Source organism: Teichococcus wenyumeiae, assembly GCF_003696345.1.
Classification (GTDB): Bacteria; Pseudomonadota; Alphaproteobacteria; order Acetobacterales; family Acetobacteraceae; genus Pseudoroseomonas; species Pseudoroseomonas wenyumeiae.
In genome coordinates, this window is the sequence record NZ_RFLX01000011.1 from 141,189 (window position 1) to 163,320 (window position 22,132).

Genomic DNA, 22,132 nt, shown 5'->3' on the forward strand with positions numbered 1-22,132 from the left:
ATGAGCAAAACATCCTCCCGCGACGTCGTCATCGAGGGCCTCACCCGCCGCTTCGGCGAGAACACGGTGCTGCACGACCTCGACCTTGTGCTGGAGCCCGGCTCCTTCACCGCCCTGCTGGGGCGCAGCGGCTCCGGCAAGACCACGCTGCTGCGGACGCTGGCGGGGCTGGACCCGGCGCCGGCCGATGCGCGGCTGACCCTGCCCGCCGCCGTGGCCGCCGCCTTCCAGGAGCCGCGCCTGCTGCCCTGGAAGAAGGTCTGGCAGAATGTCGCCATCGGCCTGCCCGCCGCTGGCGCGCAGGAGCGGGCGGAGCGCGCCCTGGCCGAGGTTGGCCTATCCCACCGCCGCGAAGCCTGGCCCGCTACGCTCTCAGGCGGCGAGGCGCAGCGCGCAGCCCTCGCCCGCGCCCTGGTGCGGGAGCCGCAGCTTCTGCTGCTGGACGAGCCCTTCGCGGCGCTGGATGCCCTGACACGCATCCGGATGCATGCGCTGGTGCTGGACCTCTGGCGCGCCCACAACCCGACCACGCTGATCGTCACGCATGACGTGGACGAGGCCATCCTGCTGGCCGACCGCGTAGTGGTGCTGGACCAGGGCCGCATCGCCGCTGACATCGCGGTGGAGATGCCGCGCCCGCGCAGCCATGGCGAGCCCGCCTTCGCCACCCTGCGCCGCCGCCTGCTGTCCGAACTGGGCGTCGAGGACGATGTCCTCCGCCACGCTGCCTGAGCTGAGGAGGAAACATCATGTCCGCATCGCAGAACATCGAATTCATTGGCATGATCCAGCCGCGCCAGCAGTCGGAGATCCATCCGGCGCAGGGACCGGCGATCGACCCGGGCTATCTGGTGGCCTCCGCCCAGGCGCATGACGAAGGCGGCTTCGATCGCATCCTGATCGGCTGGTACAGCAACGGGCCGGACGGGCTGCTGCTGGCCACCCATGCGGCGGCGCATACCAGGAAGGTCGGCTTCCTGGTGGCGCATCGGCCGGGCTTCCAGTCTCCCACGACGGCTGCCCGCTCCTTCGCCTCGCTGGACCAGCTTTCCAACGGGCGCGCGGCCATCCACGTCATCTCGGGCGGCGACGACGCTGACCAGGCGCGCGATGGCGACTGGCTGGACAAGGATGCGCGCTACGCCCGCACGGATGAATACGTCTCGATCCTGAAGGCCATCTGGACCGGCGAGAAGCCGGTGGACCATGAGGGCCAGTATTACCGCATCAAGGGCGCCTCTCCCGAAGTGAAGACGGTGCAGCGGCCGCGCCCGCCGATCTATTTCGGCGGTGCCTCGGAGGCCGCGCTGCGCGTGGCCGGCAAGCACGCCGATGTCTATGCCCTCTGGGGCGAGACGCAGGCGCAGGTGCGCGAGATCGTCACCCGCGTGCGGGCCGAGGCCGCGAAGCACGGCCGGGAGAATGACGTGCGCTTCTCCCTCAGCTTCCGCCCCATCCTGGCGGAAACCGAGGAAGCCGCCTGGGCCAAGGCCGAACGCATCCTGGCGCGCGTGCGCGAGGTGCGCGGGCAGGCGGCGCTGGGCCGTGGGCCTTCGCCGCAGAACACCGGCTCCCAGCGCCTGCTGGCCGCCGCCGCGCAGGGGGACCGGCCGGAGGGGCGGCTCTACACCGCCATCGCGCGTGAAACCGGCGCGCGGGGCAATACCACCGCCCTGGTGGGCACGCCGCAGCAGGTGGCGGAGGCTTTTCTTGAATATCATGCGCTGGGCGTCACCACCTTCCTGATCCGTGGCTTCGACCCGCTGGAGGATGCCGTGGATTACGGTCGCGAATTGCTCCCCCTCACCCGCCGGCTGGTGGCCGAGCGGTTGGCGCACAAGGTGGCGGCGGAATGAGCAATCCCCTGATCCTCCGCCGCCGCTCGCTGCTGCTGGGCGCCGCCGCCGCCACGCTGGCCATGCCGCATCTGGCCCGCGCCCAGTCGCCGCTGCGCGTGGGCGACCAGCGCGGCAATGCCCGCGCCGTGATGGAAGCCGCCGGGGTGCTGAAGGACCTCGAAGGCCGCATTGTCTGGAGCGAGTTCCCCGCCGCCGCGCCGCTGGTGGAGGCGCTGAACGCCGATGCCATCGACACCGGCCTGGTGGGCGACGCGCCCTTCACCTTTGGTGCCGCCGCCGGCGTGCCCATCAAGGCCATCGCCGCGACGCGGGAGAACCGCGACGGCCTCGCCATCCTTGTGCCGAAGGACAGCCCGGTGCAATCGCTGCAGGACCTGAAGGGCAAGCGCATCGCCACCGGGCGGGGCTCCATCGGGCACCAGCTGGTGCTGGCGGCGCTGGAGAATGCGAAGCTGCCGCTGGACGCGGTGCAAATGGTCTTCCTGCTGCCGGCGGATGCCAAGGCAGCCTATTCCAGCGGCGCCGTGGATGCCTGGTCCACCTGGGAACCTTATGTGGCGCAGGAGGAAGTAACCAATGGCGCCCGCCGCGTGGCCAATGGTGCCGGCATTACTCCGGGCCTCGGCTTCCAGGCGGCGCGGAACGACGCCATCGCCAGCCGCCGGCCGGAACTGGCGGATTTCGTGCGGCGCCTGGCCACCGCGCGGGCCTGGGCCAATGCCAACCCGGCCGGCTATGCCCGCACCTGGTCCGCACTGATGAACATCCCTGAGCCGGTGGCGGAACTCTGGTTCCGCCGCGCCCAGACGCGCGTCGTGCCCATCGACGATGGCGTGGTGACGGACGAGCAGAAGAACATCGATCTCTACACCCGCGCCCGGCTCGTGCGGACGACGGTGAAGGCGGCGGACCTGCTCGACCCCTCCTTCGCAGAGGCCATCCAGGCCGGAAACAAGACCGGCTGAAACCAGGAGGCCCCGGCGCCACTGTCGCGTGCCGGGGCCATGCGGTCAGGCGAAATCCGGCTGGCCGTAGGGATAGTAGTTCTCCAGCACCACATGCTGGTAGGGCAGCGCCTCCAGCCGCACGGTGCCGAGGAAGGGCTGGTCCGGCTCCACCAGCAGGATGGTCGGCGCGAAGCCGGTATCATGGAAGCCGCGGCGGAAATGCACGCGGGACTTGATGGCGATGATCTTGAAGTCGCCCGGCTCGAGCCCCCGGTCTCGCAGTTCCGACAACTCAATGATCTGCACCAGGCGCGGACTGATCACCAGCACATTGCCCTCGCCGAAGCGGACGGCCACCCACTTCTGACCGGCGCCACGCCGCAGCCCCTCGCTCACATGCAGCACGGTGCCCTGCACCCGCACCGGCTCCCCCGCGGATTCATCGAAGCGGCCGCCGATGGACATGTCGACGGCATCGCCCGGCTTCACGCCACGGGCGAGCAGCCCATCCACCGCTTCCTCATCCATCACGGTGGCCACCAGCGTATCCGCGCAGTTCTGCGCCAGGATCTCCCGCAGCAGCCAGGTTGCGGCGCCGGAGCGGTCGCTGTGGTCGGCCAGCACCACGGGCGTGGCGCCGTCCGCCACGGCCTGCTTCGCCAGCCGCACGCCCTCTGCCATGGAATGCACCTTGGCGGTGTTCAGCAGGGCCTCGCGCTGACGCCAGGCGAATTGCGCCATGTCCTCCGCCACGCTCTGGGCCAGGTCAGGCTTGCCGTTGGTCAGCACCTGGATAGTGATGCCGACATCCGGCACGTCCGACCACGGAAAGCCGAAGAAGACATTCACATAGGTATCCGGCTCCCGCGCCTCCCAGACCAGGGCACGCTGGATCAGGTCCATCCAGGGCGAGGCGCCGGTCCATTGCAGCACGGTGGGCGAGATGACGGGTACCTTCCGCGTCACATGCGCCGGCGCGTAGTCGCCGCGCAGGGACCGCACCAGCATCCGCGCCGCGCGCTCTCCTTGCAGATAGCTGTCGTAATGCGGGTAGTACTTCACCGTGAAGGCCATGTCGGCGTGGCGGAGGAACTCCTCGTCCTCATTGCCATGCGGGTCGAAGGTGGCGGCGATGCGCGCCTCCGGCCCGATGGCCTCCCGCACCCGGCGGGCGATCTCGGCCTCCGGTCGCGGCACGCCGCGCACACCCATGGCGCCGTGCAAGGAGAGATAGGCACCGTCGAAAGGCCCCTGCTCCCGCAACTCCTCCACCATGCGGCCCACGAAGGTCTCGAAAGCCTCGTTGGTGATCCAGCCGGAGCCGGTGCCCCGCTTGGAATCGAGCGGGGATTCGATGCCCACCAGCTCCACATCCGGGAACTCGCGCGCCACCTTCACGAAGCCACCGACATAGGAGCGCGGCTCATGCGCCAGCAATGCCGCGCCACGCGCCGGGGAGCCCTGGTAGGTGAAGTCGTCCACCGTGGTGTCTGAGGGCAGGAAGGTCACCGTCTCGTGCGAGAACTTCATCACGGCGATGCGGAGAGGCTTGGTCATCGGTTCGGCTATGCTTTCGGTTCAGCGCGGCGCGGCGGCCAGCAGGAGGGAGAGCAGGCGGCCAAAGTGGCCGATGGAGATGGCCCGGCCCTTCTGGTCGGTATCGACGCGGTGCACCACCACGGTCTCCAGCGCCGGCATCACCAGCACGAAATGGCCGCCGACGCCCAAAGCGGTGTAGCTGCCCTCCGGCACCTTCACCTGCGGGAAGAGGATGCCGGCGCGCGAGACCCACCACATGTAGCCATAGGCGCCGCGATACCCGGCTTCCGAGATCGGCAGGGTGCTGATCTGCACCCAGTCCGCCGGCACGATGCCCTGCCCGCCCTCCAGGAACATCTGGCCGAAGCGGGCCAGGTCCCGCGCCGTCATGCGGAAGGGATAGGCAGGGTGCTGCGAATCGGGCAGATCGACGATCTGCCCGTCACGCGCAGGCTCGAAATCCTGCATGCCGCAGGGGGCGGCGATGCGCTGCGCGAAATCGGTGAAGATGTCGGCGCCGGTGCGTTGCCGGAAGATGCTGCCCAGCGCGTTGAAGTCCCAGTTGTTGTAGCACCAGGTGGTGCCCGGCCCGACGCTGTGCCGCGCCGGCTTGATGGACAGCATCCAGGGCGATTCATAGCCGCTGGGATGATAGATGCCGGAGCGGGCGCAGAGCAGGTCCAGCACCGTCGCCAGCTTCTCCCGCGCTGTCAGCCCCAGCTTGTCGTCGATGCCAAGCTGATCCAGAGAGGCTTCGAGGTCGATGCGGCCTTCCGCGACATGGATGCCGATGAGGGCCGAAAGCAGGCTCTTGCGGATAGAGTGGACATTGTAACGGGTGGCGACATGGCCCTGGGCATGCAGCACCCGGCCCCGCGTCACGACCATGAGCGCGGCGGTGTCGCCCTTCAGGGCTTCCTGCCTCATCGCCTCCAGGCCTGAGGCGGACCAACCTGCCTCCGCCGCAGCCTCCCAACGCGGCCAATTGCCGCAATCCTCATCAGCCGTTTCGCTCTGCGCGATAGACAAGTTGCGAATCCTCACGCGGTGTACCAGACTTGGCAGCAATGGCACATGGTTTGCTTGGTCCAGGCAATACCGCAAGCGCGAACCGATGAGGAAATCTGACGATGGTCCAGCTCCGATCCCGCCGCTCATCCGCTGGGCCTCGCCGTATTTTCACGGTCTCTGCCCTGCTGGCCTCTCTGGCCCTGCCCGCTGCGGTGCAGGCGGCCACGCCGGGGAATGCCCTTGTGATGGCCTGGAACATCGACGCCATCAGCACCTTCGACCCCGCCCAGATCGGCGAGGTGGTGACCAGCGAACTGCTGCAGAACACCTGTGACTCGCTGGCGACCTTCGACCCCAAGGACGAGAAGAAGGTCATCCCTGGGCTGGCGGAAAGCTGGCAGATCTCCGAGGACGGGCAGCAGATCACCTTCCGCCTGCGCGATAACCTCGTGTTCCCGTCCGGCAACAAGGCGACGGCGCAGGACCTCGCCTGGTCCATGCACCGCGTGGTGAAGCTGGGCTTCGGCAACGCCGCATCGCTCACCGAGTACGGCTTCACCAAGGAGAATGTGGAGCAGATGATCACCGCGCCGGATGACCGGACGCTGGTGATGAAGCTCGACAAGCCCTATCCCACCGGGCTGATCCTGCAGGCCATCGCGGCCAACCGCGTGGCGACGGTTCTGGACCGCAAGACCGTCATGGCCAACGAGGTCAATGGCGACCTGGGCAACAAGTATCTGGCCACGCATACCGAATGCGTCGGCCCCTACCGCCTGCGGCAGTGGAATGCCGGTGAGACGGTGGTGCTGGAGGCCAACGAGAAGTACTGGGGCCCCGCGCCGAAGCTGCGCCGCGTCATTGTCCGCCATGTCGCCGAGGCTGGCACCCAGCGCCTGCTGCTGGAAAAGGGTGATGTAGACGTGGCGCGCGACCTGACGCCCGAGGATATGGCGGCTGTCGAGAAGACCCAGGGCCTGGCGCTCTCCCGTACGCTGAAGCCGCAGTTGGTCTATTGGGGCTTCAACAACGCCAACCCGATCTTCGCCAATGAGAAAGTGCGCCTGGCGATGCGCTACCTGATCGACTACGAAGGCCTCGGCAAGACGATCATGGCCTATAACGGCGTGCCGCGTGCCAGCTTCGCACAGCTCGGCGCCTTCGGTGCGCTGGATGAGAAGGAAGGCCAGCCCTTCAAGCTCGACCTCGACCGCGCCAAGCAGCTTCTGATTGAGGCCGGCTACCCGGATGGCTTCGAGACCACGCTGATCTTCGGCACCCTGCCCTATGCGCCGCCCATTGCGCAGCATATCCAGGCCAATGCCGCCAAGGTCGGTGTGCGCATCAAGCTGGAACAGATGGCCAATGCGCAGCTCTTCGCGCGGCATCGCGGGCGGGAATTCCAGACTGCGATGCTGGCTTGGCAGACCGGCGTGCCGGATGCGCATGGCAATGCCTCGCGCCTGATCGCCAATCCGGACAACCGGCCGGAAGCCAAGCTGACGCAGTACCCCTCCTGGCGCCATGCCTTCCAGTCCGAGGCCGCCAACAAATTGGCGCAGGCTGCCCTGCTGGAGCGTGACGAGGACAAGCGCGTCGAGATGTACCACCAGCTGCAGAAGGACATGATGCAGAGCGGCCCCTCCGCCATCATGTTCCAGAGCGTCATGCTGGCCGGCCTGCGCGGCAATGTGCGGAACTGGACCTGGCACGGCTTCCAGGCCTACTACGACCTCGTCTCGAAGGAATAAGCGGCATGGCTGAGGCGGCGGTTCCCGCCCGGCGTTCCGGGGGCGTCGCCGCCCCCGGCCTGCCTTCCTGGAGCGGCACGGCGCTGCGCGTCGTGGTCTCCATCGCTGTCACGCTGTTCGGCCTGATGGCATTGACCTTTTTCATTGGCCGCATGCTGCCGCTGGACCCCGTGGCCGCCATCCTGGGCGACAATGCCACGCAGGAAGCCATCGACGCGATGCGCGCGCAGCTTGGCCTGGATCAGCCGATCTGGGTGCAGTTCGCGCGCTATGTCGGCGATGTTGTGCGGCTGGACCTCGGCACCGCGCTGACCACCGGCAAGCCGGTGCTGGCGGATATCGCCCGCGTCTTCCCCGCCACCATCGAGTTGGCGACGGTCGGCATTATCATCGGCACCGGACTTGGTATTCCGCTGGGTGTGATGGCTGCGGCCTATCGCGACACGCCGGTGGATTACTTCGTCCGCGTCTTCGGGTTGCTCGGCTATTCCACCCCGAATTTCTGGCTGGGGCTGATGGGGCTGGTGCTCTTCTATGCCACGCTGGGCTGGGTCGGTGGCCCGGGGCGCATCGACACCGCCTTCCAGTGGGACATCGAGCCGGTGACGGACCTGCTGCTGCTGGATACCGCCATGGCAGGGCAGTGGGAGATCTTCCGCGATGTCTTCGGCCATATCATCCTGCCGGCCTCCATCCTCGGCTTCGGCGCCTTGGCCTATATCAGCCGCATGACGCGCTCCTTCATGCTGGAGCAGTTGAGCCAGGAATATGTCGTGGCCGCACGGGTGAAGGGCCTGTCCTGGATGCGCACGGTCTGGGTGCATGCCTTCCGCAACGTGGCGGTGCAGGTGGTAACCGTGGTGGCCCTGGCCTATGCCTTCCTGCTGGAAGGCGCCGTGCTGACCGAGACGGTCTTCGCCTGGCCCGGCTTCGGCCGCTACCTGACCAATGCGCTGCTGGCCGGCGACATGAATGCCGTGGTCGGCTGCACGCTGTTGATCGGCATCATCTTCGTCGCGCTCAACCTGCTGACCGACCTTCTCTACCGCCTCTTCGATCCCCGGACCCGCTGAGCATGAGCGCCTCAACTCCTTTCGGCGTCTGGCTGCGGGCGCCGGTTCCGGCCTCACCCTTCCAGGCGCGCATGCAGGCGCTCTGGAAGGCCTGGCGGCGGCTGCGCGGCAATCCGCCGGCACTGGCTGGCGCCATCCTGCTGGTGCTGCTGCTGGCGGTCGCCATCTTCGCGCCGCTGATCGCCACGCATGACATCCTGGCGCAGGACCTCACGGCCCGTCTGCAGAAGCCTTCCGCGACGCACTGGCTGGGCACCGACGACCTTGGGCGCGATATCTTCAGCCGCGTCGTCTACGGCTCCCGCATCACGCTCTACATCGCCTTCCTGGCGGCGCTGATCGCGGCGCCGCTGGGGCTGATCATCGGCACCACGGCGGGCTATCTGGGCGGCTGGACGGACACCATCCTGATGCGGCTGGTGGATATCTTCCTGTCCTTCCCAAGCCTGATCCTGGCACTGGCCTTCGTCGCGGCGCTTGGCCCGGGCATCGAGAATGCCATCATTGCCATCTCCCTCGCCGCCTGGCCGCCTATCGCGCGGCTGGCGCGGGCGGAGACGCTGACGGTGCGCAATTCCGACTACATCGCCGCCGTGCGGCTGCAGGGTGCCTCCCGCATGCGCATCATCGTGCATCATGTCATGCCAATGTGCATTCCTTCCGTCATCGTGCGCATCACGCTGAACATGGCGGCCATCATCCTCACCGCCGCCGGCCTGGGCTTCCTCGGCCTCGGCGCGCAGCCGCCCAGCCCGGAATGGGGGGCGATGCTGTCCACCGGCCGGCAGTTCGCCATGAACGCCTGGTGGATCGCCGCCATTCCCGGCTGCGCCATCCTGCTGACCAGCCTGGCCTTCAACCTCTTCGGTGATGGCCTGCGCGATATCCTGGACCCGCGCCATGGTTGAACCCCTGCTGCGCCTGCGCGACCTGCGCGTCTCCTTCCCCTCCTCCAGTGGCCCGGTGGAGGCGGTGCGCGGCGTCTCCTTCGATATCGGGCGGGAGAAGGTCGGCATCGTCGGCGAAAGCGGCTCCGGCAAATCCATGACCGGACGCGCGCTGCTGCGCCTGTCTCCCCGTGCCGCCACGGTGCGGGCGGCGGAGATGCGCTTCGACGGCATCGACCTGATGGCGGCTTCCGAGCGCAAACTGCGCGCTATCCGCGGCGCCCGCATCTCCATGATCCTGCAGGACCCGAAATACTCGCTGAACCCGCTGATCCGGGTCGGCGCCCAGATCGCGGAATCCTGCCGGCTGCACCAGAATGTCTCCAGGCGAGCGGCCCGCGACAAGGCCATGGCGATGCTGGAGGCGGTGCATATCCGCGAGCCCGCACGCGTCTACGACCTCTTCCCGCACGAGGTCTCGGGCGGTATGGGCCAGCGCATCATGATCGCCATGATGCTGGTGACGGAACCCGACCTGATCGTGGCGGATGAGCCGACCTCGGCGCTGGATGTCACGGTGCGCCGCCAAGTGCTCTCCGTGCTGGATGAACTGGTGACACGGCGCGGCGCCGGCCTCGTCTTCATCAGCCACGACCTCAATCTCGTCGCCGAATTCTGCGACCGCGTGCTGGTGATGTATGCCGGCCGCGTGGTGGAGGAGCTGCACGCATCCTCGCTGCATGAGGCACGGCATCCCTATACCCAGGCGCTGCTGCGCAGCCTGCCGCGGCTGGAGGAGCCGGCGGAGGTCCTCGCCGTACCGACACGCGACCCCTCCTGGCGCGATGGTCCCACCTACCGCTTCGGAGAACTGGCGGCGTGAGCAACCCTCCGACGATCGAGGCGATCGGCCTCAATATCAGCTTCGGGCATGGCGCGCGGACCACCCGGGCGGTGCGCGACGCGTCCTTCCGCGTGGGACAAGGCGAAGCCTTCGGGCTGATCGGTGAATCCGGCTCCGGCAAGTCCACGGTGCTGCGGGCGCTTTCGGGCCTCAACGAGCATTACGAGGGCTCGCTGCTGCTGCATGGCCGCGAATTGCCGCACCGGCGCGATAAGGCCTTCTTCCGCCACACGCAGATGGTCTTTCAGGACCCCTATGGTTCGCTGCATCCGCGCAAGATGGTCAACAAGGTGCTGCTGGAGCCCCTGACCATCCATGGCCTGGACCGGCCGCAGCAGCGGGTGGATGAGGCGCTGACGGCGGTGGGCCTCGGCCCCTCCTTCCGCTACCGCTACCCGCACGAACTCTCCGGCGGCCAGCGCCAGCGCGTCGCCATCGCTCGCTGCCTGATCCTGGAGCCCGAGGTCCTGCTGCTGGATGAGCCGACCAGCGCGCTGGATGTCTCCGTGCAGGCCGAGATCCTGAACCTGCTGGCGCGGCTGCGGCAGGAGCGGAACCTGACCTACATCATGGTCAGCCACGATCTCGCGGTGGTGGCGCATCTCTGCGGCCGCGTCGCCATCATGAGCCAGGGCGAGATCGTCGAGGAACTGCCGGTGGCGGACCTGCGCGCCGGCCGCGCCGAGCATCCCTATAGCCGAACCCTGCTGGCGGCCAGCCGCAGCCAGCGCCCGGCGGCTTGATCCCTTTCCCCGCTGGCGCTGACATGGGCACCATGACCGATACCGAGACTCGCCTCGATACCCTCCTGGCCGCGCCCGCGGCCAGCGGGCCCTCTTATGCCGCCGATGGCCGGCTGTATTTCCTCTGCGATGCCGGCGGCTCCGCCCAGGTCTGGGAACTGCCGGCCGGCGGCGGCGCGGCGCGGCCGCGCAGCGAGCACCGCGATGCCGTCTCCTTCGTGGCAGGCAGCCCGGCCGATGGCAGCGCCGTCTTCGGCCGCGACCAGGCGGGCGATGAGCGCATCCAGTTCTACCACCTGCCGGAACGGGGCGCGCCGCGAGCGCTGACGGCGGACCCGAAGACCATCCACGCCTGGGGCGCCTTCTCGCCCGATGGCACGCGGCTGGCCTGCACCGCCAATGACCGCAACCCCGCCCATGCCGACCCCTGCGTCATCGACATCGCCACCGGCGCCTTCACGCGCCTGCTGGAGGTGGAGGGGCCGCACGAACTGCCGGGCTGGTATCCGGGTGGCAGCGCCGTCATCCTCTCCACCGCGCCCCGCACCTTCGAGAGCAACCTGATCGGCGTCGATCTCACCGGCCGCAGCACGGACCTGACGCCGCACGAAGGCGACCGCCGGCACATGAACCCGCGCTGGCGCCGCGACGGCCAGGGCTTCTGGCTGCTCTGCGACCAAGGTTCGGAATTCCTCGGGGTCGCCTTCCAGCACTCGGGTGGCGCGCCGCGCTTCCTCTTCGCGCCGGAAGCGGATGTCGAGAAGCTGGAAGTCTCGCCGGACCAGACGCGGCTGGCCGTGGTGGTCAACCAGGACGGCTATTCCCGGCTGCATGTGCTGGAGGCGGAGACGGGCGCGGTGCTGGATACGCCGCAGCACCCGGCGGGCGTCATCACCAAGCTGACATGGCACCCGGACGGCACCGCCCTGGCCTTCGACCTCGCCTGCCCCACCCGTCCCTCGACACTCTGGCACTACCGGCCTGGGGAAGCGGCGGCGGAACTGCTCTTCGCCGCCAGCGAGCCTCCTGCGGTGCTGCGGGATTGGCAGCTGATCTCCTTCCCCACCTTCGACGGTCGCAACCTGCCCGGCTTCCTGGCCCTGCCGGAAGGCACGGCGCCGGCAGGCGGCTGGCCGGTGCTGGTCTGGGTGCATGGCGGCCCGGCCATGCAGGCACTGCCGAACTGGCGGCCCGACCTGCAGATGGTGCTCTCCCTCGGCATCGCGGTGCTGGTGCCGAATGTGCGCGGCTCCACCGGCTATGGCCGCGCCTATGCCGCGCTGGACGACCGTGAATTGCGGCTGGACAGCGTGCGGGACCTGGCGGCGGCGCATGCCTGGCTCTCTGGCCAGCAGCAGTTCGACGGCCAGCGCATCGGCATCATGGGCCAGAGCTATGGCGGCTGGATGGTGCTGGCCGCCGTGACGGAATATCCGGAACTCTGGGCGGCGGGCGTGGACTACTACGGCATCGCGCGCTGGAAGACCTTCTTCGAGCGCACCGGGCCCTGGCGTGTCGGACACCGCGCCGCCGAGTACGGCGACCCGGTGCGGGACATGGAACTGCTGGAACGGCTTTCCCCGCTGCACAAAACGGAGGAGATCCGCTGCCCGATGCTGGTGGCGCAGGGCATGACCGACCCGCGCGTGCCGCCGCATGAAAGCGAGCAGATCGTGCAGGCGCTGAAGCGCCGCAACGTGCCGGTGGAGTACCTGACCTTCCCCGACGAAGGCCATGGATTCCTGAAGCGCGACAACCGCCGCCGTGTTTATCTGGGCGTCGCCAGCTTCCTGGCGCAGCATCTGCGGCCGGACCGGGGCTGACGGCATGGCCGGGCGTGGCATGCTGCCGCGCCCGGCGTTCTTCTATCCGCCCCAGTCCATGGGCCGGCGGGCGGAGCCACGCACCATCAGGCTGCCCTTCAGCACCACGCCGCGCGCTGGGCGCGACGGATCTTCCATGCATTCCATCAGGATTTCGACCGTGGCATCCACCATCGGCAGCAAGGGCTGCGAATAGGACGTCAGGTCATAGCTGGGCCAGCGCGCCGGCCCGACATCGTCAAAGCCGATGACGGAAAGGTCCTCCGGCACCGCAAGCCCGAATTCATGGCGTGCCACGTCCATGCAGGCGATGGCCATGTGGTCGTTGGCGCAGAAGATGGCATCCGGCCGGTCGTCTCGCCGCAGCAGTTGGCGCGTTGCCTCGACGGCACCCTCGTAGGAGTAGTGGCCGACGGCGCGCAGCGGCGCGGCCTGCCCTGCCTCGGCCAGCCCGCGCGTGAAGCCGAGTTCCCGGTCCCGGTTGGTGGAGGAGGCTTCCAGCCCGGCGATGAAGGCTGGCCGCCGGTGCCCGCCCGCTGCCAGAAAGCGGGCGATGGCGTGGCCGCCCTGCTCATTGTCCCCGGTCACGCTCAGCAGGTCCGGGTCGTCGGTGGTGCGGTTGAACATCACCACCGGCACGCCCGCCTGCCGGCATTCCCGCGCGAAGGCGGAGGACAGGCTGGTGGAAGCCAGAACGATCGCATCCACCTGATAGCGCATCACCTGTTCCAGCACCGGGTCGGCGGCGGCGTGGCGGTCGGCGGTGAAGAGCAGGATCTGGTAGCCCTGTGCCTGCAGGCGGTCGGACAGCGCCTCCAGCACATCGGGATAGAACTGGTTGTTCAGGTAGGCCATGGCGACCGCGACGATGCGGGAGCGGCGGGTGATCAAGGAGCGGGCAATGGCATTGGGCCGGTAGCCGAGCTGGGCAGCGGCGGCCGTCACCTTCTCCCGTGTCTCGGGCGAGACACTGGCGCCCGGCGTAAAGACGCGGCTGACCGCGGATTGCGATGTTCCCGCCAAGCGTGCCACATCGGTTGCCGTCACGCGCCGGAAGATCTCGCGCCCCTTGCTCATCTTGCTATCCGGCCGCCGCGCATGGTTTCGCGAGGCGGCCCGCCCCTTCATGCATGCGTATGCAGAGGCTCTAGTGTCTCCGCTTCGGGAGGTCAATCAACGGCGGGCTTATCGCCCTCCGGAAGGGGCGCGGCGCCGGTTTCGCCAGCGAACTCCTGCGGCGCCCTGGCGCTGGGCTCCCCCTCGGCCGCACAGGCTCGATACCAGAACTCAAGGTCCCGGCCCTCAGGGCGCCCGTCCTGCTCCCACAGGTAATAGGCCCGGGTCCGGATGGCGTGCTCCGGGTAGCCGGCTTGGCCGGTGCCTTCCGCCTGGCGGGCCTCAGGGCCCTCGGCACCGTATTCACGGTAGGCGGCCAGGGCACGGTCGACATGCCCCTCATCCACCCATGCCACCAGGAGAACTCCGCCGCGACGCATGCCCTCGCCATAAGCCTTCACGGCTGCCTCCGGCAGACCCAGGTCCGGCAGCGCGACCTCCTGGTCATCATCCTGTGGAGAGCGGGTCTCTTCCCCACTGGCAGGGTCCGCGCCATGGACCTGAATGCGCTCCCGCGGGACGCCGAACTCCTGGACCAGGTGTTCGACCACCGCGTCCACCGAACGGCGCCTGTCGAAAAGGCCGGTGACGACATGTGTCATGGCTGGCTCTCCCTGTGCTGACGCGGCTCTCAGGCCACGGCTGCCTTGGCATATGGGGGGCCAGGTCACCCGCTGCGATGGCGCGCCTGATACAAGAGCCAGGCGTCGCGTCGCCTGACGGCGGCGGAGGCGGCTGAACCACATGGAAGGTCTGTGCCGGCCACTGTTCCACCCCACGGCACAGGAAACATCCCCCTGCCCTGGATCCGCCGCAGGCCTGCGAACCATCCAGGCCTCTCCGGAAAACCCGTCATCGGTGCAAGGGCGTGTCCAGCGGATACAGCGTCGCGGGGGCGTGACGGAACCGGAAGGAGCGGATCTCCAGCGCCGCCGGGCCGGGCGCATCCACGTCGATCATGCGCGGCAGCAGCGGCGAGAAGGCCGCGCGGAAGTGGTTCTTGGCCTTCACGCAAAGCAGGCCGGGCTGCGTCACATCGACCTGATGCAGGTCGAAGAAGCCCGGGTCGCTGGGCGACACGCAGCGGGAGGTGACGATCACCCGCACCTGGCCAATGCTGATCACCGCTGTGGGGCCCAGTTCCACGGCCATGCCGCCCAGCACCGGGCCACGGTTGCGGAAGCGGCCGTCGGTCAGCAGCGAGACGGTGCCGGTGAAGGGCACAGGCTCACCGTAATCGCGCGTCAGCCGCGCGCCGAAGCTGCCGGAAAGCGGTGCGCCAAGGCCCGCCGCCACGGCCTGCTGCACCAGCGCGGGGTTGCAGTAGAAGGCGACCACCGTGGGTACTTCCGGCTGGTGCGCCAGCACGGCGCGGATCAGTTCCGGCGTGTCGCCGATGCCGCCGGAATAAGGGTTGTCGCCGGCATCCACGATGGCGGCCGGCAGCGGGCCGCCGGCCAGAGCCTGCCTCAGCCCCTCCTCGGCACTCGGGAGGCGGATGAAGAAAGCGTCGCGCCGCGCGGCATAATCGCGGAGCAGCGATGCCGCCGCCTGCTCCGCCACGGCGGCGTCCGCATCGGCGAAGACCATCACGCTGGCGCCGGCGGAAGGCGTGTCGCCATAGGTGAAGCCACCGAAGATGCTGCAATCCAGCACGCCGGGCAGTGCCTCGGCGGCACGGGCGGCGGCTTCCATTTCGGCCATTGGCCCGGCGGCGGTGCGCATGTTGATGCTGGGCAGGATGGCGCCGAGCTTCAGGATGGTGCCGACCGGGCGGGTGCGGCCTTCCACCGCCTCCCGCAGCAGGTCCAGCGCGCGGCGGCCGGTGGGGCGCATGTCGATATGCGGATAGCTGCGATAGGCGGTGCCGACATCGATCAGCCGCGCGATCTCGGGGTGCATATTGGCATGCAGGTCGAAGCTGGCCGCCAGCTTCACAGCAGGGCCGATGGTCGCGCGCACACGGCGGATCAGTTCAAGATCGGCCAGCGGCAGATCCTCCACCACCATGGCACCATGCAGGGAAAGATAGACGGCATCGAAGCCGCCGCCCCGCAGTTGCCCGACGAGTTCCGCGCAATACTGCTCGAAGACATCGCGCCGCAGGATTCCGCTGGGCATGGCGGCGGCCTGGCGCAGGAACACCGCCTCCCAGTCCGGATGCGCCGCCAGGAAATCCAGCGCGCCGCCGATCTCCGTCTCGGTATCGCGGTAGATCTCGCGCGCCGCTTCTCCGGCAACCCATTCGGAAGCCAGGAAGTCCTCGATGCCGGTCGGGGCCGGGCTGAAGGAATTGCCCTCATGCCAGAGCCGGGCGATGGCCAGCCGCGTCATGCCCGCGCCTCGCGCGGCAGGGAGGCCGTGACGGTTTCCACGGCGGTTGCCATGCTTTCCACGATCAGGTCGATCTCGGCAGAGCTCGCGTTATAGGGTGGCGCCAGCAGCGCGTGGTCGCCATGCAGGCCGTCGGCGGTGCCGCCGCCGGGGTAGCAGATCATGCCCGCCTCCAGGGCGGCGTCGCGAACGCGCAGGTTGATCTGCAACGCGGGGTCGAAGGTGGCCTTGCTGTCGCGGTCGGCCACCAGCTCGATCGCCTGGAACAGCCCACGCCCACGGATATCGCCCACATGCGGGTGCTGGCCGAGCCGCGCCTCCAGCCCCTGCCGCAGCCGCTGGCCGAGGGACTGCACCTGTGCCAGCAGCCCTTCTTCCCGGATGACGTGCTGCACCGCCAGCGCCGCCGCGCAGGCGATGGGATGCGCGACATAGGTATGGCCGTGCTTGAAGCTGCCGGACCCGTCGCGGATGGCATCGAGAACATGTCCGGCGATCAGCAGCCCGCCGATGGGCTGGAAGCCGCCGCCGAGGCCCTTGGCCACGGTCTGGATATCGGGTGCGATGCCTTCCTGTTCCCAGGCGTGCAGGGTGCCGGTGCGGCCCATGCCGCACATCACCTCATCCAGGATCAGCAGGGCGCCGTGGCGGTCGCAGACCTCGCGCACCGCGCGGAAATAGCCGGCCGGGGCGGGCACGCAGCCGAGGGTGGCGCCCACCACCGGCTCGGCGATGAAGGCGGCGACGGTATCGGGCCCGAGGCGTTGGAATTCCGCTTCCAGCTCGGCGGCGAGGCGGGCGGCATAGGCGGCCTCTCCCTCCCCGGCTTGCTGGCCGCGATAGGCATAGGCGGGCGAGACATGGCTGAAGGCATCCGCCAGCAGCGGCGCGTAGGGCGCGCGGCGCAGCGCATTGCCGCCCGCCGCCAGCGCGCCCAGGGTGTTGCCGTGGTAGCTCTGCCGCCGGGCGATGAAGCGCTGCCGCCGCGCCTGCCCACGTTCCAGAAAGTATTGCCGCGCCAGCTTCAGCGCCGCCTCCATGGCCTCCGAGCCACTGGAGACGAAATAGGCGCCGGCCAGCCCGCCCGGCTCATGCCCCACCAGCACTTCCGCCAGTTCCTCGGCGGCCTGGTTGGAGAAGGCGCCGGAATGCACGTAATCCAGTTGCCCGGCCTGCCGGCGGATCGCCTCCACCACGCGCGGATGCCCATGCCCGAGGCAGGAAACGGCGGCACCACCGCAGGCGTCCAGCACCCGCCGCCCATCGGCCTGGGTGATCCAGGCGCCCTGGGCGCTGACCGCCACGGGCGGTGCGCTGCGCGAGCTGCGGTGCAGGATGCGGGTCATGCCGGAAGATCCTCGCTGGGGAGATACTGGGACAGGGCGGCCAGCCGTTCCTCCGCCTCGCGCAGCCGCGCCAGCGCGGCCTCGCCGCCCAGCAGGAAGGAGGCGGCGACCAGCGCCTGGGCGGTGGCCAGGGCGCCGGTCAGGCTGGGGAAGAAACCGGGCGCCGAGGCGGCCTCGAAGAGCAGAAGATGGTCGGCGCCCTCGACCACCGGCGCATCGGCGCGGTCGGCCAGGGCGATCACCACGCAGCCGGCGGCGCGCGCCGCCTGCGCTGCCAGCAGGCTGGCGCGGGAATAGGGCGCGAAGGTGACCAGAAGCACCGCGTCACCGGCCTGGAAGGCGCCCAGGTCCATGTCCTCCGGCCGGTCGGCGCCGACCAGCCGCACCGCATGCGGCCGGAAGAGGCTGAGCTGGTAGTGCAGCAACTGCGCCACGGCGCGGCAGGAGCGGAAGCCCACGGCCCAGAGGCGCGGCGCGCGGTGCAGCGCCTCCGCCGCCGGGCCGATCCGCTGCGCATCCAGCCGTGACAGGCCGGCGGCATCGGCGGCAAGCATCTCCGCCGCCATGGCAGTGGCCGGGTCGGCCGCCTCAGGCGTTACCGGGCGGATGCGGGCCGAGAAGGGGCCGCCGGCAGCCTGCCCGGCCTGCCGGTGCGCTTCGATCAGCGCGGCGCGGAGTTCATCCCAGCCGGTATAGCCAAGCGCCTGCGCCAGGCGCGTGAAGCTGGCGGGCTGCGCCCCGGCGGCGGCGGCCAGATCCCGCATGGAGCGCGTGGCGGCATCGAAGTCGTGCCGCGCGACGAAGCGGGCGACCTCCTGCAGCCGCGGCGGCAAATCGGGCAGCGCGCGCCGCAGCAGGTCGAGGGGAGGCGTCGTTGGCATGAAATAAACGTTGCATGAAACGTTTCTTGCTGCAACGCTTGGATCATCAAGTTTTGATTGTTCGCCGAGGAATCCCGCATGACCAGCCGCCGCGCTCTCCTGGCCACGCCCTTTGCCGCTGGCCTCGTCGCCGCCCTGCCCGCACCACTGCGCGCGCAGGAAACCTTCCCGGATCATCCGCTGCGCCTGGTGGTGCCTTTCACGCCAGGTGGCGCGGTGGATCTGACCGGCCGCCTGCTGGCTGAGATGCTGCCGCCGATCCTGGGGCAGAGCCTGATCGTCGAGAACCGTGGTGGCGCCGGTGGCAACCTGGGCGGCGACAATGTCGCCAAGGCGCCGAAGGACGGCTATTCGCTGCTGCTGGGCACCGCGACCATCCTGGCGGCCAACAAGTTCCTGTTCCGCAAGTCGATGCCCTTTGACCCCATCACCGATCTCGCGCCGGTCTGCCGCGTCGCCACCGGCACGGTGCTGCTGGTGGTCAATCCCAATCGCCCCTGGAAGAGCTTCGCCGAGCTGATCGCCGCGGCGAAGGAGAAGCCGGGGCGGGTCACCATGGGCTCCTCGGGCACCGGCGCCGTCAGCCACCTGTCCCTGGCGGCGGTGAACAAGGCGGCGGGTGTCGAGATCACCCATGTGCCCTATCGGGGCGGCGCGCCGGCCATCCAGGACCTGCTGGCCGGCAATATCGACATGATGTTCGATGTCATCCCCGCCCTGATGCCGCATGTGCGCGAAGGCCGGATGCGTGCCCTGGCGGTCGGCAGCGCCGAGCGCGTAGCCTATGTGCCGGAGCTGCGGGATGTGCCGGGCATGGCGGAACTGCTGCCGGGTTCCGGCATCGATGCCCAGTCCTGGTACGCGGTCATGGCCCCCGCCGGCACGCCCGCCGACCGGATCGCGACCCTGCACCGCGCCGTGCGGCAGGTGGCGCAGTCGGATGCCTTCCGCGCCAAGATGGAACCGCTGGGCTTCGCGCCCGTCTGGGACGAATCCCCTGCCGCCTTCGGGAACTATCTGCGCGCGCAGGAAGAGGTCTGGAAAGGGCTGGTCGAGGTTTCCGGCGCCACGCTGGACTGACGGGGCGAGGGCGGTTAGCGCGCGGACAGGACGCGCAGGATCGCCTCGCCTTCCTCCTGGGTATCGCCGCTGGCGGCCGGCTGGCCAGCGCGGCGGTACCAGTAGCCCGCGTTGAATTCGTCGCCCTCGATCCGGTGCAGCCAGGCATGGACCCAGGCGGCATCGGCCCCGTCCTCGGCCTGAACGATGTCATGCGCCCGCTCCCATTCGCCGCGCAGCCCGTATTGCAGGGCGCGGAGCAGCGGCGCGGCGGGTGGCTGCGGGTGCAGTGGCTGGGTCATGCCATGGATAATGGCATTGTGCCGGCGCGGTTCCAGCCTGTGGTCGCAGGCTTTCCTCAGCTTTGTGCCGGCCGGGGCGTAATCAGGACCTCCTGGAACGGCGCCGCCTGCTCCAGCCTCACATCGCCGTCCCGCGCCAGTTCCAGCCCCGCCAGGAAGGTGCTGGCCAGGGCCGAGCGGCGCTTCAGCCGCATGGACCCCGGCGGCCCCGCCATCCGGGGCAGAAAGGACTGGAGGGAGCCGCCCTCCGGCCGCAAGGCCAGCATCTGCCGCAGCCGCGCCAGGGCTTCCGGCACGCGGAAGAGTTCCACCGTGGGCGGGCGGTAGGGCACCGGCGGATCGGCTTCCCGCCCGATCCTGCCCTCCAGCATCACCAGCGTGGCTTCCAGAAACGCCAGGATCCGCTCTGCCCTGGGGCGGCCCTGCTGTTCCCGCTGTCCGCGTGCATGCACCTCATGCCCCAGTTGCGGCCGGGCGGCGAGCCAGCCCGCCGCCGCGCGCATTGCCGCCAGTTCTTCCAGACGGGCGAACTGCCGCAGCGCCGCCTGCGCGGCCCCTTCCGCCTCGGCGCGGCTGGCGGGCGCCAGCATCTGGGATTTCAGCAGCACCAACTGGCTGGCCAGCACCACCCAGTTGCCGCGCTGCTCCAGCGGCACCTGCTCCGCGCTGGTTTCCAGCGCCGCGACGAACTGGTCGATCAGCGCCAGGATCGACAACTGGCGGAGGTCCACACGCTCCCGGCGCACCATCTCCACCAGGAAGTCCAGCGGCCCGGCGAAGCCCTCCACCTCCAGCACCGGCGCGCGCGAGGGCGGAGGAAGGTCGGCGGGCGACTCAGGCACGCCGCGTCCTCGCGCGCCGGGCCGGCCTGGAAGCCTCCTGCTTCTCCGCCGAAAGGTCCGCGTATTGCGGCCGCAGGTCGAAGATCAGCACGGGCCAGTCCCGCCGGAGCCGTGCCAGGGCCCGCCAGGGCGACCAGTCGGCCGACCAGAACTCGACATCCAGCCGATCCGTGCGGGTGCTGCGGCCATCGGCCATGCCCGGCAGCGCCCGCACCCGCCGCAGCGCCCGCGTGGTGCCCCAGTGCGACCAGAGCCAGGCACGCGCCCCGGCATCCTCCGGCCCCAGCACCAGGACGGCGGGCGGCACCGGCACCAGCCGGTGCAGGTCGAAGGGGCAGCGGCGGTCGGTATCCAGCCGCGCCAGGGCGGCGGCGTGGCTGGCCGCCGTGGCGTCCCGCAGCCGCCGCGCCAGGATGCGGGCGCCGGAAAGGCTGATGGCCGGCTTCTCATCCGCCGGCGCCGCCAGTTGCAGCAGCCAGTCCTCCTCCATGCCGGGGAGGTCCAGCACCCAGGGGACGATGCCGGGCCCGGCGGCGGCGGCGCGGAAGCGGCCCATGGGCTCCGCCGGGCCGCTGACGGTCAGCAGATGGCGCAGCCAGTCGGTATGGGCCGGCGCCAGGGCCTCTGGTGCGGCATCCGGCGGGGCAGGCGGCGCCAGGATCATCGGCGGCGTCTTTTACAGGTCCAGCAGCCGGGCCGGGCTGTCCTGGGTGATCTTGGCGCGGCGGCGATAGCCCTGGGTGGTGGCGAAGTCGGACTGCCGGGCATGGTGCATCACCTGCTCGTCCCGGGCACCGTTCAGATAGGCCTCGGTGATGAAGCCGGCGCGCAGGCCGTGGGGCGACAGGCGCTCCCGCTCATCCACCACCAGCCGTGCCACCTCCGCCCGGCGCCGCAGGATGCGCCAGACGCCCTGCGGGCTCAGCCGGTCCTCCAGCGTGCCGGCGGCGGTGACGCGGCGGAAGACGGCGCCGTATTCGATGCGGGTGCGTTGCAGCCATTGCTCCACGGCGCGCACCGGGCAGGTCAGCGGGTTCAAGCCGCGCGGAATGCCGAGGTCCGCGCCCTCCCCCTCCTGGTCGCGCTTGGAGCGGGGGATGTGGATCGTCATGCCCTCGGTGGTGAAGCGCAGATGCTCGCGGTCGATCGCCACCAGTTCCGACCGCCGCAGCGCGCCGGCGAAACCCACCAGGAAGATCGCCCGGTCCCGCAGCCCGGCGAGGTCGGTGCCGCAGGCATTCAGCAGCTTCTTGACCTCGACGGAGGTCAGCGCCGCCGCCGGGCGCACCGGCTTGGCATGGCTGGCCAGGATGCCGCGGAGGGTGGCGCGGATGGCGGGGTGCCCGGGCTCCCAGGGGTGTCCGCCCTGCCGGTGCATATGGGCGATGGCCGCCAGCCGCCGCTTGAGGCCGGAGCGGCCCAGCGAGGTGGCGAGGCTGGCCAGGTGCCCCGCGATCACCACCGGCTCCGCCGGCAGGGCCGAGACGCCGCCGTCGCGGCACCAGGCGGTGAAGGCCTTCCAGTCGGAGGCATAGACGCGCCGCGTGTTCTCGGACAGGGCGCGGCCGGCATAGCCGGCGGCCTGCGCCACGGCCTGCCCCACCGGACCCGACATCAGTGCCAGGGTCTCGGCCGGCAGCTTCCCAGCCGCCAGCCGCAACACGGAGGACGGCACGGCGGGTGGGGTGATGGGCTTGTCTTGATCGGCCATGATG

General features: G+C 69.6%; 21 protein-coding genes. 10 read left to right on the top strand and 11 right to left on the bottom strand.

The window, feature by feature from the left end; translation table 11 throughout:
• The 3 genes from EBE87_RS15605 to EBE87_RS15615 are packed head-to-tail and all read left to right on the top strand — an operon-like array spanning position 1 to position 2,824.
• A complete protein-coding gene (locus tag EBE87_RS15605; RefSeq protein WP_120637494.1) occupies positions 1-732 on the top strand; it encodes an ABC transporter ATP-binding protein in 732 nt (243 codons plus the stop codon).
• Positions 733-749: 17 nt separating this feature from the next.
• A complete protein-coding gene (locus EBE87_RS15610) occupies positions 750-1,856 on the top strand; it encodes an LLM class flavin-dependent oxidoreductase (protein ID WP_120637495.1) in 1,107 nt (368 codons plus the stop codon).
• Positions 1,853-2,824 (top strand): ABC transporter substrate-binding protein, encoded by a 972-nt coding sequence (locus EBE87_RS15615; RefSeq protein ID WP_120637496.1) that lies wholly within the window; start codon positions 1,853-1,855, stop codon positions 2,822-2,824. The genes EBE87_RS15610 and EBE87_RS15615 overlap by 4 nt, the downstream gene beginning before the upstream one ends.
• Positions 2,825-2,869: 45 nt before the next feature.
• On the opposite strand, the gene EBE87_RS15620 is transcribed toward EBE87_RS15615, so the two are convergent.
• Entirely contained in the window at positions 2,870-4,363 is a 1,494-nt protein-coding gene (locus EBE87_RS15620) for a M81 family metallopeptidase (protein WP_120637497.1), read from the bottom strand.
• Positions 4,364-4,384: 21 nt separating this feature from the next.
• Positions 4,385-5,272, bottom strand: a complete 888-nt coding sequence (locus EBE87_RS15625; RefSeq protein ID WP_233553117.1) for a serine hydrolase domain-containing protein — start codon at positions 5,270-5,272, stop codon at positions 4,385-4,387.
• A gap of 203 nt (positions 5,273-5,475) precedes the next feature.
• On the opposite strand from EBE87_RS15625, the gene EBE87_RS15630 reads away from it, so the two are divergent.
• The 6 genes from EBE87_RS15630 to EBE87_RS15655 are packed head-to-tail and all read left to right on the top strand — an operon-like array spanning position 5,476 to position 12,537.
• Positions 5,476-7,107 carry an ABC transporter substrate-binding protein gene (locus EBE87_RS15630; RefSeq protein WP_120637498.1) on the top strand — a complete coding sequence of 544 codons (1,632 nt, stop codon included), beginning with the start codon at positions 5,476-5,478 and terminating at the stop codon, positions 7,105-7,107.
• A 5-nt stretch (positions 7,108-7,112) separates the two neighbouring features.
• Positions 7,113-8,180: an ABC transporter permease gene (locus EBE87_RS15635; RefSeq protein ID WP_120637499.1), complete on the top strand. Its 1,068-nt coding sequence runs from the start codon at positions 7,113-7,115 to the stop codon at positions 8,178-8,180.
• Positions 8,181-8,182: 2 nt separating this feature from the next.
• On the top strand, positions 8,183-9,088 hold the full coding sequence (nikC, locus tag EBE87_RS15640) for a nickel transporter permease (RefSeq protein WP_120637500.1): 906 nt from the start codon (positions 8,183-8,185) through the stop codon (positions 9,086-9,088).
• Positions 9,081-9,950, top strand: coding sequence for an ABC transporter ATP-binding protein (locus tag EBE87_RS15645; protein WP_120637501.1), 870 nt, complete (start codon positions 9,081-9,083; stop codon positions 9,948-9,950). Before nikC ends, EBE87_RS15645 begins: the two co-directional genes overlap by 8 nt.
• On the top strand, positions 9,947-10,714 hold the full coding sequence (locus EBE87_RS15650) for an ABC transporter ATP-binding protein (RefSeq protein ID WP_120637502.1): 768 nt from the start codon (positions 9,947-9,949) through the stop codon (positions 10,712-10,714). Before EBE87_RS15645 ends, EBE87_RS15650 begins: the two co-directional genes overlap by 4 nt.
• Positions 10,715-10,746: 32 nt before the next feature.
• The gene (locus tag EBE87_RS15655; RefSeq protein ID WP_233553118.1) at positions 10,747-12,537 is read left to right on the top strand and encodes a S9 family peptidase; all 1,791 of its coding nucleotides are present in this window, start codon (positions 10,747-10,749) and stop codon (positions 12,535-12,537) included.
• A 42-nt stretch (positions 12,538-12,579) separates the two neighbouring features.
• Here the strand turns inward: EBE87_RS15655 and EBE87_RS15660 are convergent, their stop codons facing one another.
• The 5 genes from EBE87_RS15660 to EBE87_RS15680 form a co-directional block, all read right to left on the bottom strand.
• Positions 12,580-13,614 carry a LacI family DNA-binding transcriptional regulator gene (locus tag EBE87_RS15660; protein WP_199707231.1) on the bottom strand — a complete coding sequence of 345 codons (1,035 nt, stop codon included), beginning with the start codon at positions 13,612-13,614 and terminating at the stop codon, positions 12,580-12,582.
• Positions 13,615-13,706: 92 nt separating this feature from the next.
• Positions 13,707-14,255 carry a DUF2934 domain-containing protein gene (locus tag EBE87_RS29715; protein WP_233553119.1) on the bottom strand — a complete coding sequence of 183 codons (549 nt, stop codon included), beginning with the start codon at positions 14,253-14,255 and terminating at the stop codon, positions 13,707-13,709.
• Between the two features lie 250 nt (positions 14,256-14,505).
• Positions 14,506-15,987, bottom strand: coding sequence for a M81 family metallopeptidase (locus EBE87_RS15670; RefSeq protein WP_120637504.1), 1,482 nt, complete (start codon positions 15,985-15,987; stop codon positions 14,506-14,508).
• Entirely contained in the window at positions 15,984-17,333 is a 1,350-nt protein-coding gene (locus EBE87_RS15675) for an aspartate aminotransferase family protein (protein WP_120637505.1), read from the bottom strand. The genes EBE87_RS15670 and EBE87_RS15675 overlap by 4 nt, the downstream gene beginning before the upstream one ends.
• Positions 17,330-18,214, bottom strand: coding sequence for a MurR/RpiR family transcriptional regulator (locus EBE87_RS15680; protein ID WP_120637506.1), 885 nt, complete (start codon positions 18,212-18,214; stop codon positions 17,330-17,332). Before EBE87_RS15680 ends, EBE87_RS15675 begins: the two co-directional genes overlap by 4 nt.
• A gap of 78 nt (positions 18,215-18,292) precedes the next feature.
• Here EBE87_RS15680 and EBE87_RS15685 point away from each other — a divergent pair, with 78 nt between their 5' ends.
• On the top strand, positions 18,293-19,294 hold the full coding sequence (locus EBE87_RS15685; protein WP_120637525.1) for a Bug family tripartite tricarboxylate transporter substrate binding protein: 1,002 nt from the start codon (positions 18,293-18,295) through the stop codon (positions 19,292-19,294).
• 14 nt (positions 19,295-19,308) lie between these two features.
• Here the strand turns inward: EBE87_RS15685 and EBE87_RS15690 are convergent, their stop codons facing one another.
• The 4 genes from EBE87_RS15690 to EBE87_RS15705 are packed head-to-tail and all read right to left on the bottom strand — an operon-like array spanning position 19,309 to position 22,128.
• Positions 19,309-19,575 (bottom strand): hypothetical protein, encoded by a 267-nt coding sequence (locus EBE87_RS15690; RefSeq protein WP_120637507.1) that lies wholly within the window; start codon positions 19,573-19,575, stop codon positions 19,309-19,311.
• Between the two features lie 56 nt (positions 19,576-19,631).
• The gene (locus EBE87_RS15695; RefSeq protein ID WP_120637508.1) at positions 19,632-20,417 is read right to left on the bottom strand and encodes a segregation and condensation protein A; all 786 of its coding nucleotides are present in this window, start codon (positions 20,415-20,417) and stop codon (positions 19,632-19,634) included.
• Positions 20,410-21,081 carry a hypothetical protein gene (locus EBE87_RS15700; protein WP_120637509.1) on the bottom strand — a complete coding sequence of 224 codons (672 nt, stop codon included), beginning with the start codon at positions 21,079-21,081 and terminating at the stop codon, positions 20,410-20,412. Before EBE87_RS15700 ends, EBE87_RS15695 begins: the two co-directional genes overlap by 8 nt.
• A 12-nt stretch (positions 21,082-21,093) precedes the next feature.
• Positions 21,094-22,128: a site-specific integrase gene (locus EBE87_RS15705; RefSeq protein ID WP_120637510.1), complete on the bottom strand. Its 1,035-nt coding sequence runs from the start codon at positions 22,126-22,128 to the stop codon at positions 21,094-21,096.
• Positions 22,129-22,132: the final 4 nt, after the last annotated feature.

Coding starts and splice junctions, on each gene's coding strand:
- EBE87_RS15655 (WP_233553118.1), top strand. CDS start 10,747: ATGACCGATACCGAGACTCGCCTCGATACCCTCCTGGCCGCGCCCGCG.
- EBE87_RS15675 (WP_120637505.1), bottom strand. CDS start 17,333: ATGACCCGCATCCTGCACCGCAGCTCGCGCAGCGCACCGCCCGTGGCG.
- EBE87_RS15685 (WP_120637525.1), top strand. CDS start 18,293: ATGACCAGCCGCCGCGCTCTCCTGGCCACGCCCTTTGCCGCTGGCCTC.
- EBE87_RS15705 (WP_120637510.1), bottom strand. CDS start 22,128: ATGGCCGATCAAGACAAGCCCATCACCCCACCCGCCGTGCCGTCCTCC.
- EBE87_RS15670 (WP_120637504.1), bottom strand. CDS start 15,987: ATGACGCGGCTGGCCATCGCCCGGCTCTGGCATGAGGGCAATTCCTTC.
- EBE87_RS15620 (WP_120637497.1), bottom strand. CDS start 4,363: ATGACCAAGCCTCTCCGCATCGCCGTGATGAAGTTCTCGCACGAGACG.
- EBE87_RS15690 (WP_120637507.1), bottom strand. CDS start 19,575: ATGACCCAGCCACTGCACCCGCAGCCACCCGCCGCGCCGCTGCTCCGC.
- EBE87_RS15615 (WP_120637496.1), top strand. CDS start 1,853: ATGAGCAATCCCCTGATCCTCCGCCGCCGCTCGCTGCTGCTGGGCGCC.
- EBE87_RS15700 (WP_120637509.1), bottom strand. CDS start 21,081: ATGATCCTGGCGCCGCCTGCCCCGCCGGATGCCGCACCAGAGGCCCTG.
- EBE87_RS15605 (WP_120637494.1), top strand. CDS start 1: ATGAGCAAAACATCCTCCCGCGACGTCGTCATCGAGGGCCTCACCCGC.
- EBE87_RS15680 (WP_120637506.1), bottom strand. CDS start 18,214: ATGCCAACGACGCCTCCCCTCGACCTGCTGCGGCGCGCGCTGCCCGAT.
- nikC (WP_120637500.1), top strand. CDS start 8,183: ATGAGCGCCTCAACTCCTTTCGGCGTCTGGCTGCGGGCGCCGGTTCCG.
- EBE87_RS15625 (WP_233553117.1), bottom strand. CDS start 5,272: ATGAGGCAGGAAGCCCTGAAGGGCGACACCGCCGCGCTCATGGTCGTG.
- EBE87_RS15630 (WP_120637498.1), top strand. CDS start 5,476: ATGGTCCAGCTCCGATCCCGCCGCTCATCCGCTGGGCCTCGCCGTATT.
- EBE87_RS15635 (WP_120637499.1), top strand. CDS start 7,113: ATGGCTGAGGCGGCGGTTCCCGCCCGGCGTTCCGGGGGCGTCGCCGCC.
- EBE87_RS15660 (WP_199707231.1), bottom strand. CDS start 13,614: ATGAGCAAGGGGCGCGAGATCTTCCGGCGCGTGACGGCAACCGATGTG.
- EBE87_RS15610 (WP_120637495.1), top strand. CDS start 750: ATGTCCGCATCGCAGAACATCGAATTCATTGGCATGATCCAGCCGCGC.
- EBE87_RS15645 (WP_120637501.1), top strand. CDS start 9,081: ATGGTTGAACCCCTGCTGCGCCTGCGCGACCTGCGCGTCTCCTTCCCC.
- EBE87_RS29715 (WP_233553119.1), bottom strand. CDS start 14,255: ATGACACATGTCGTCACCGGCCTTTTCGACAGGCGCCGTTCGGTGGAC.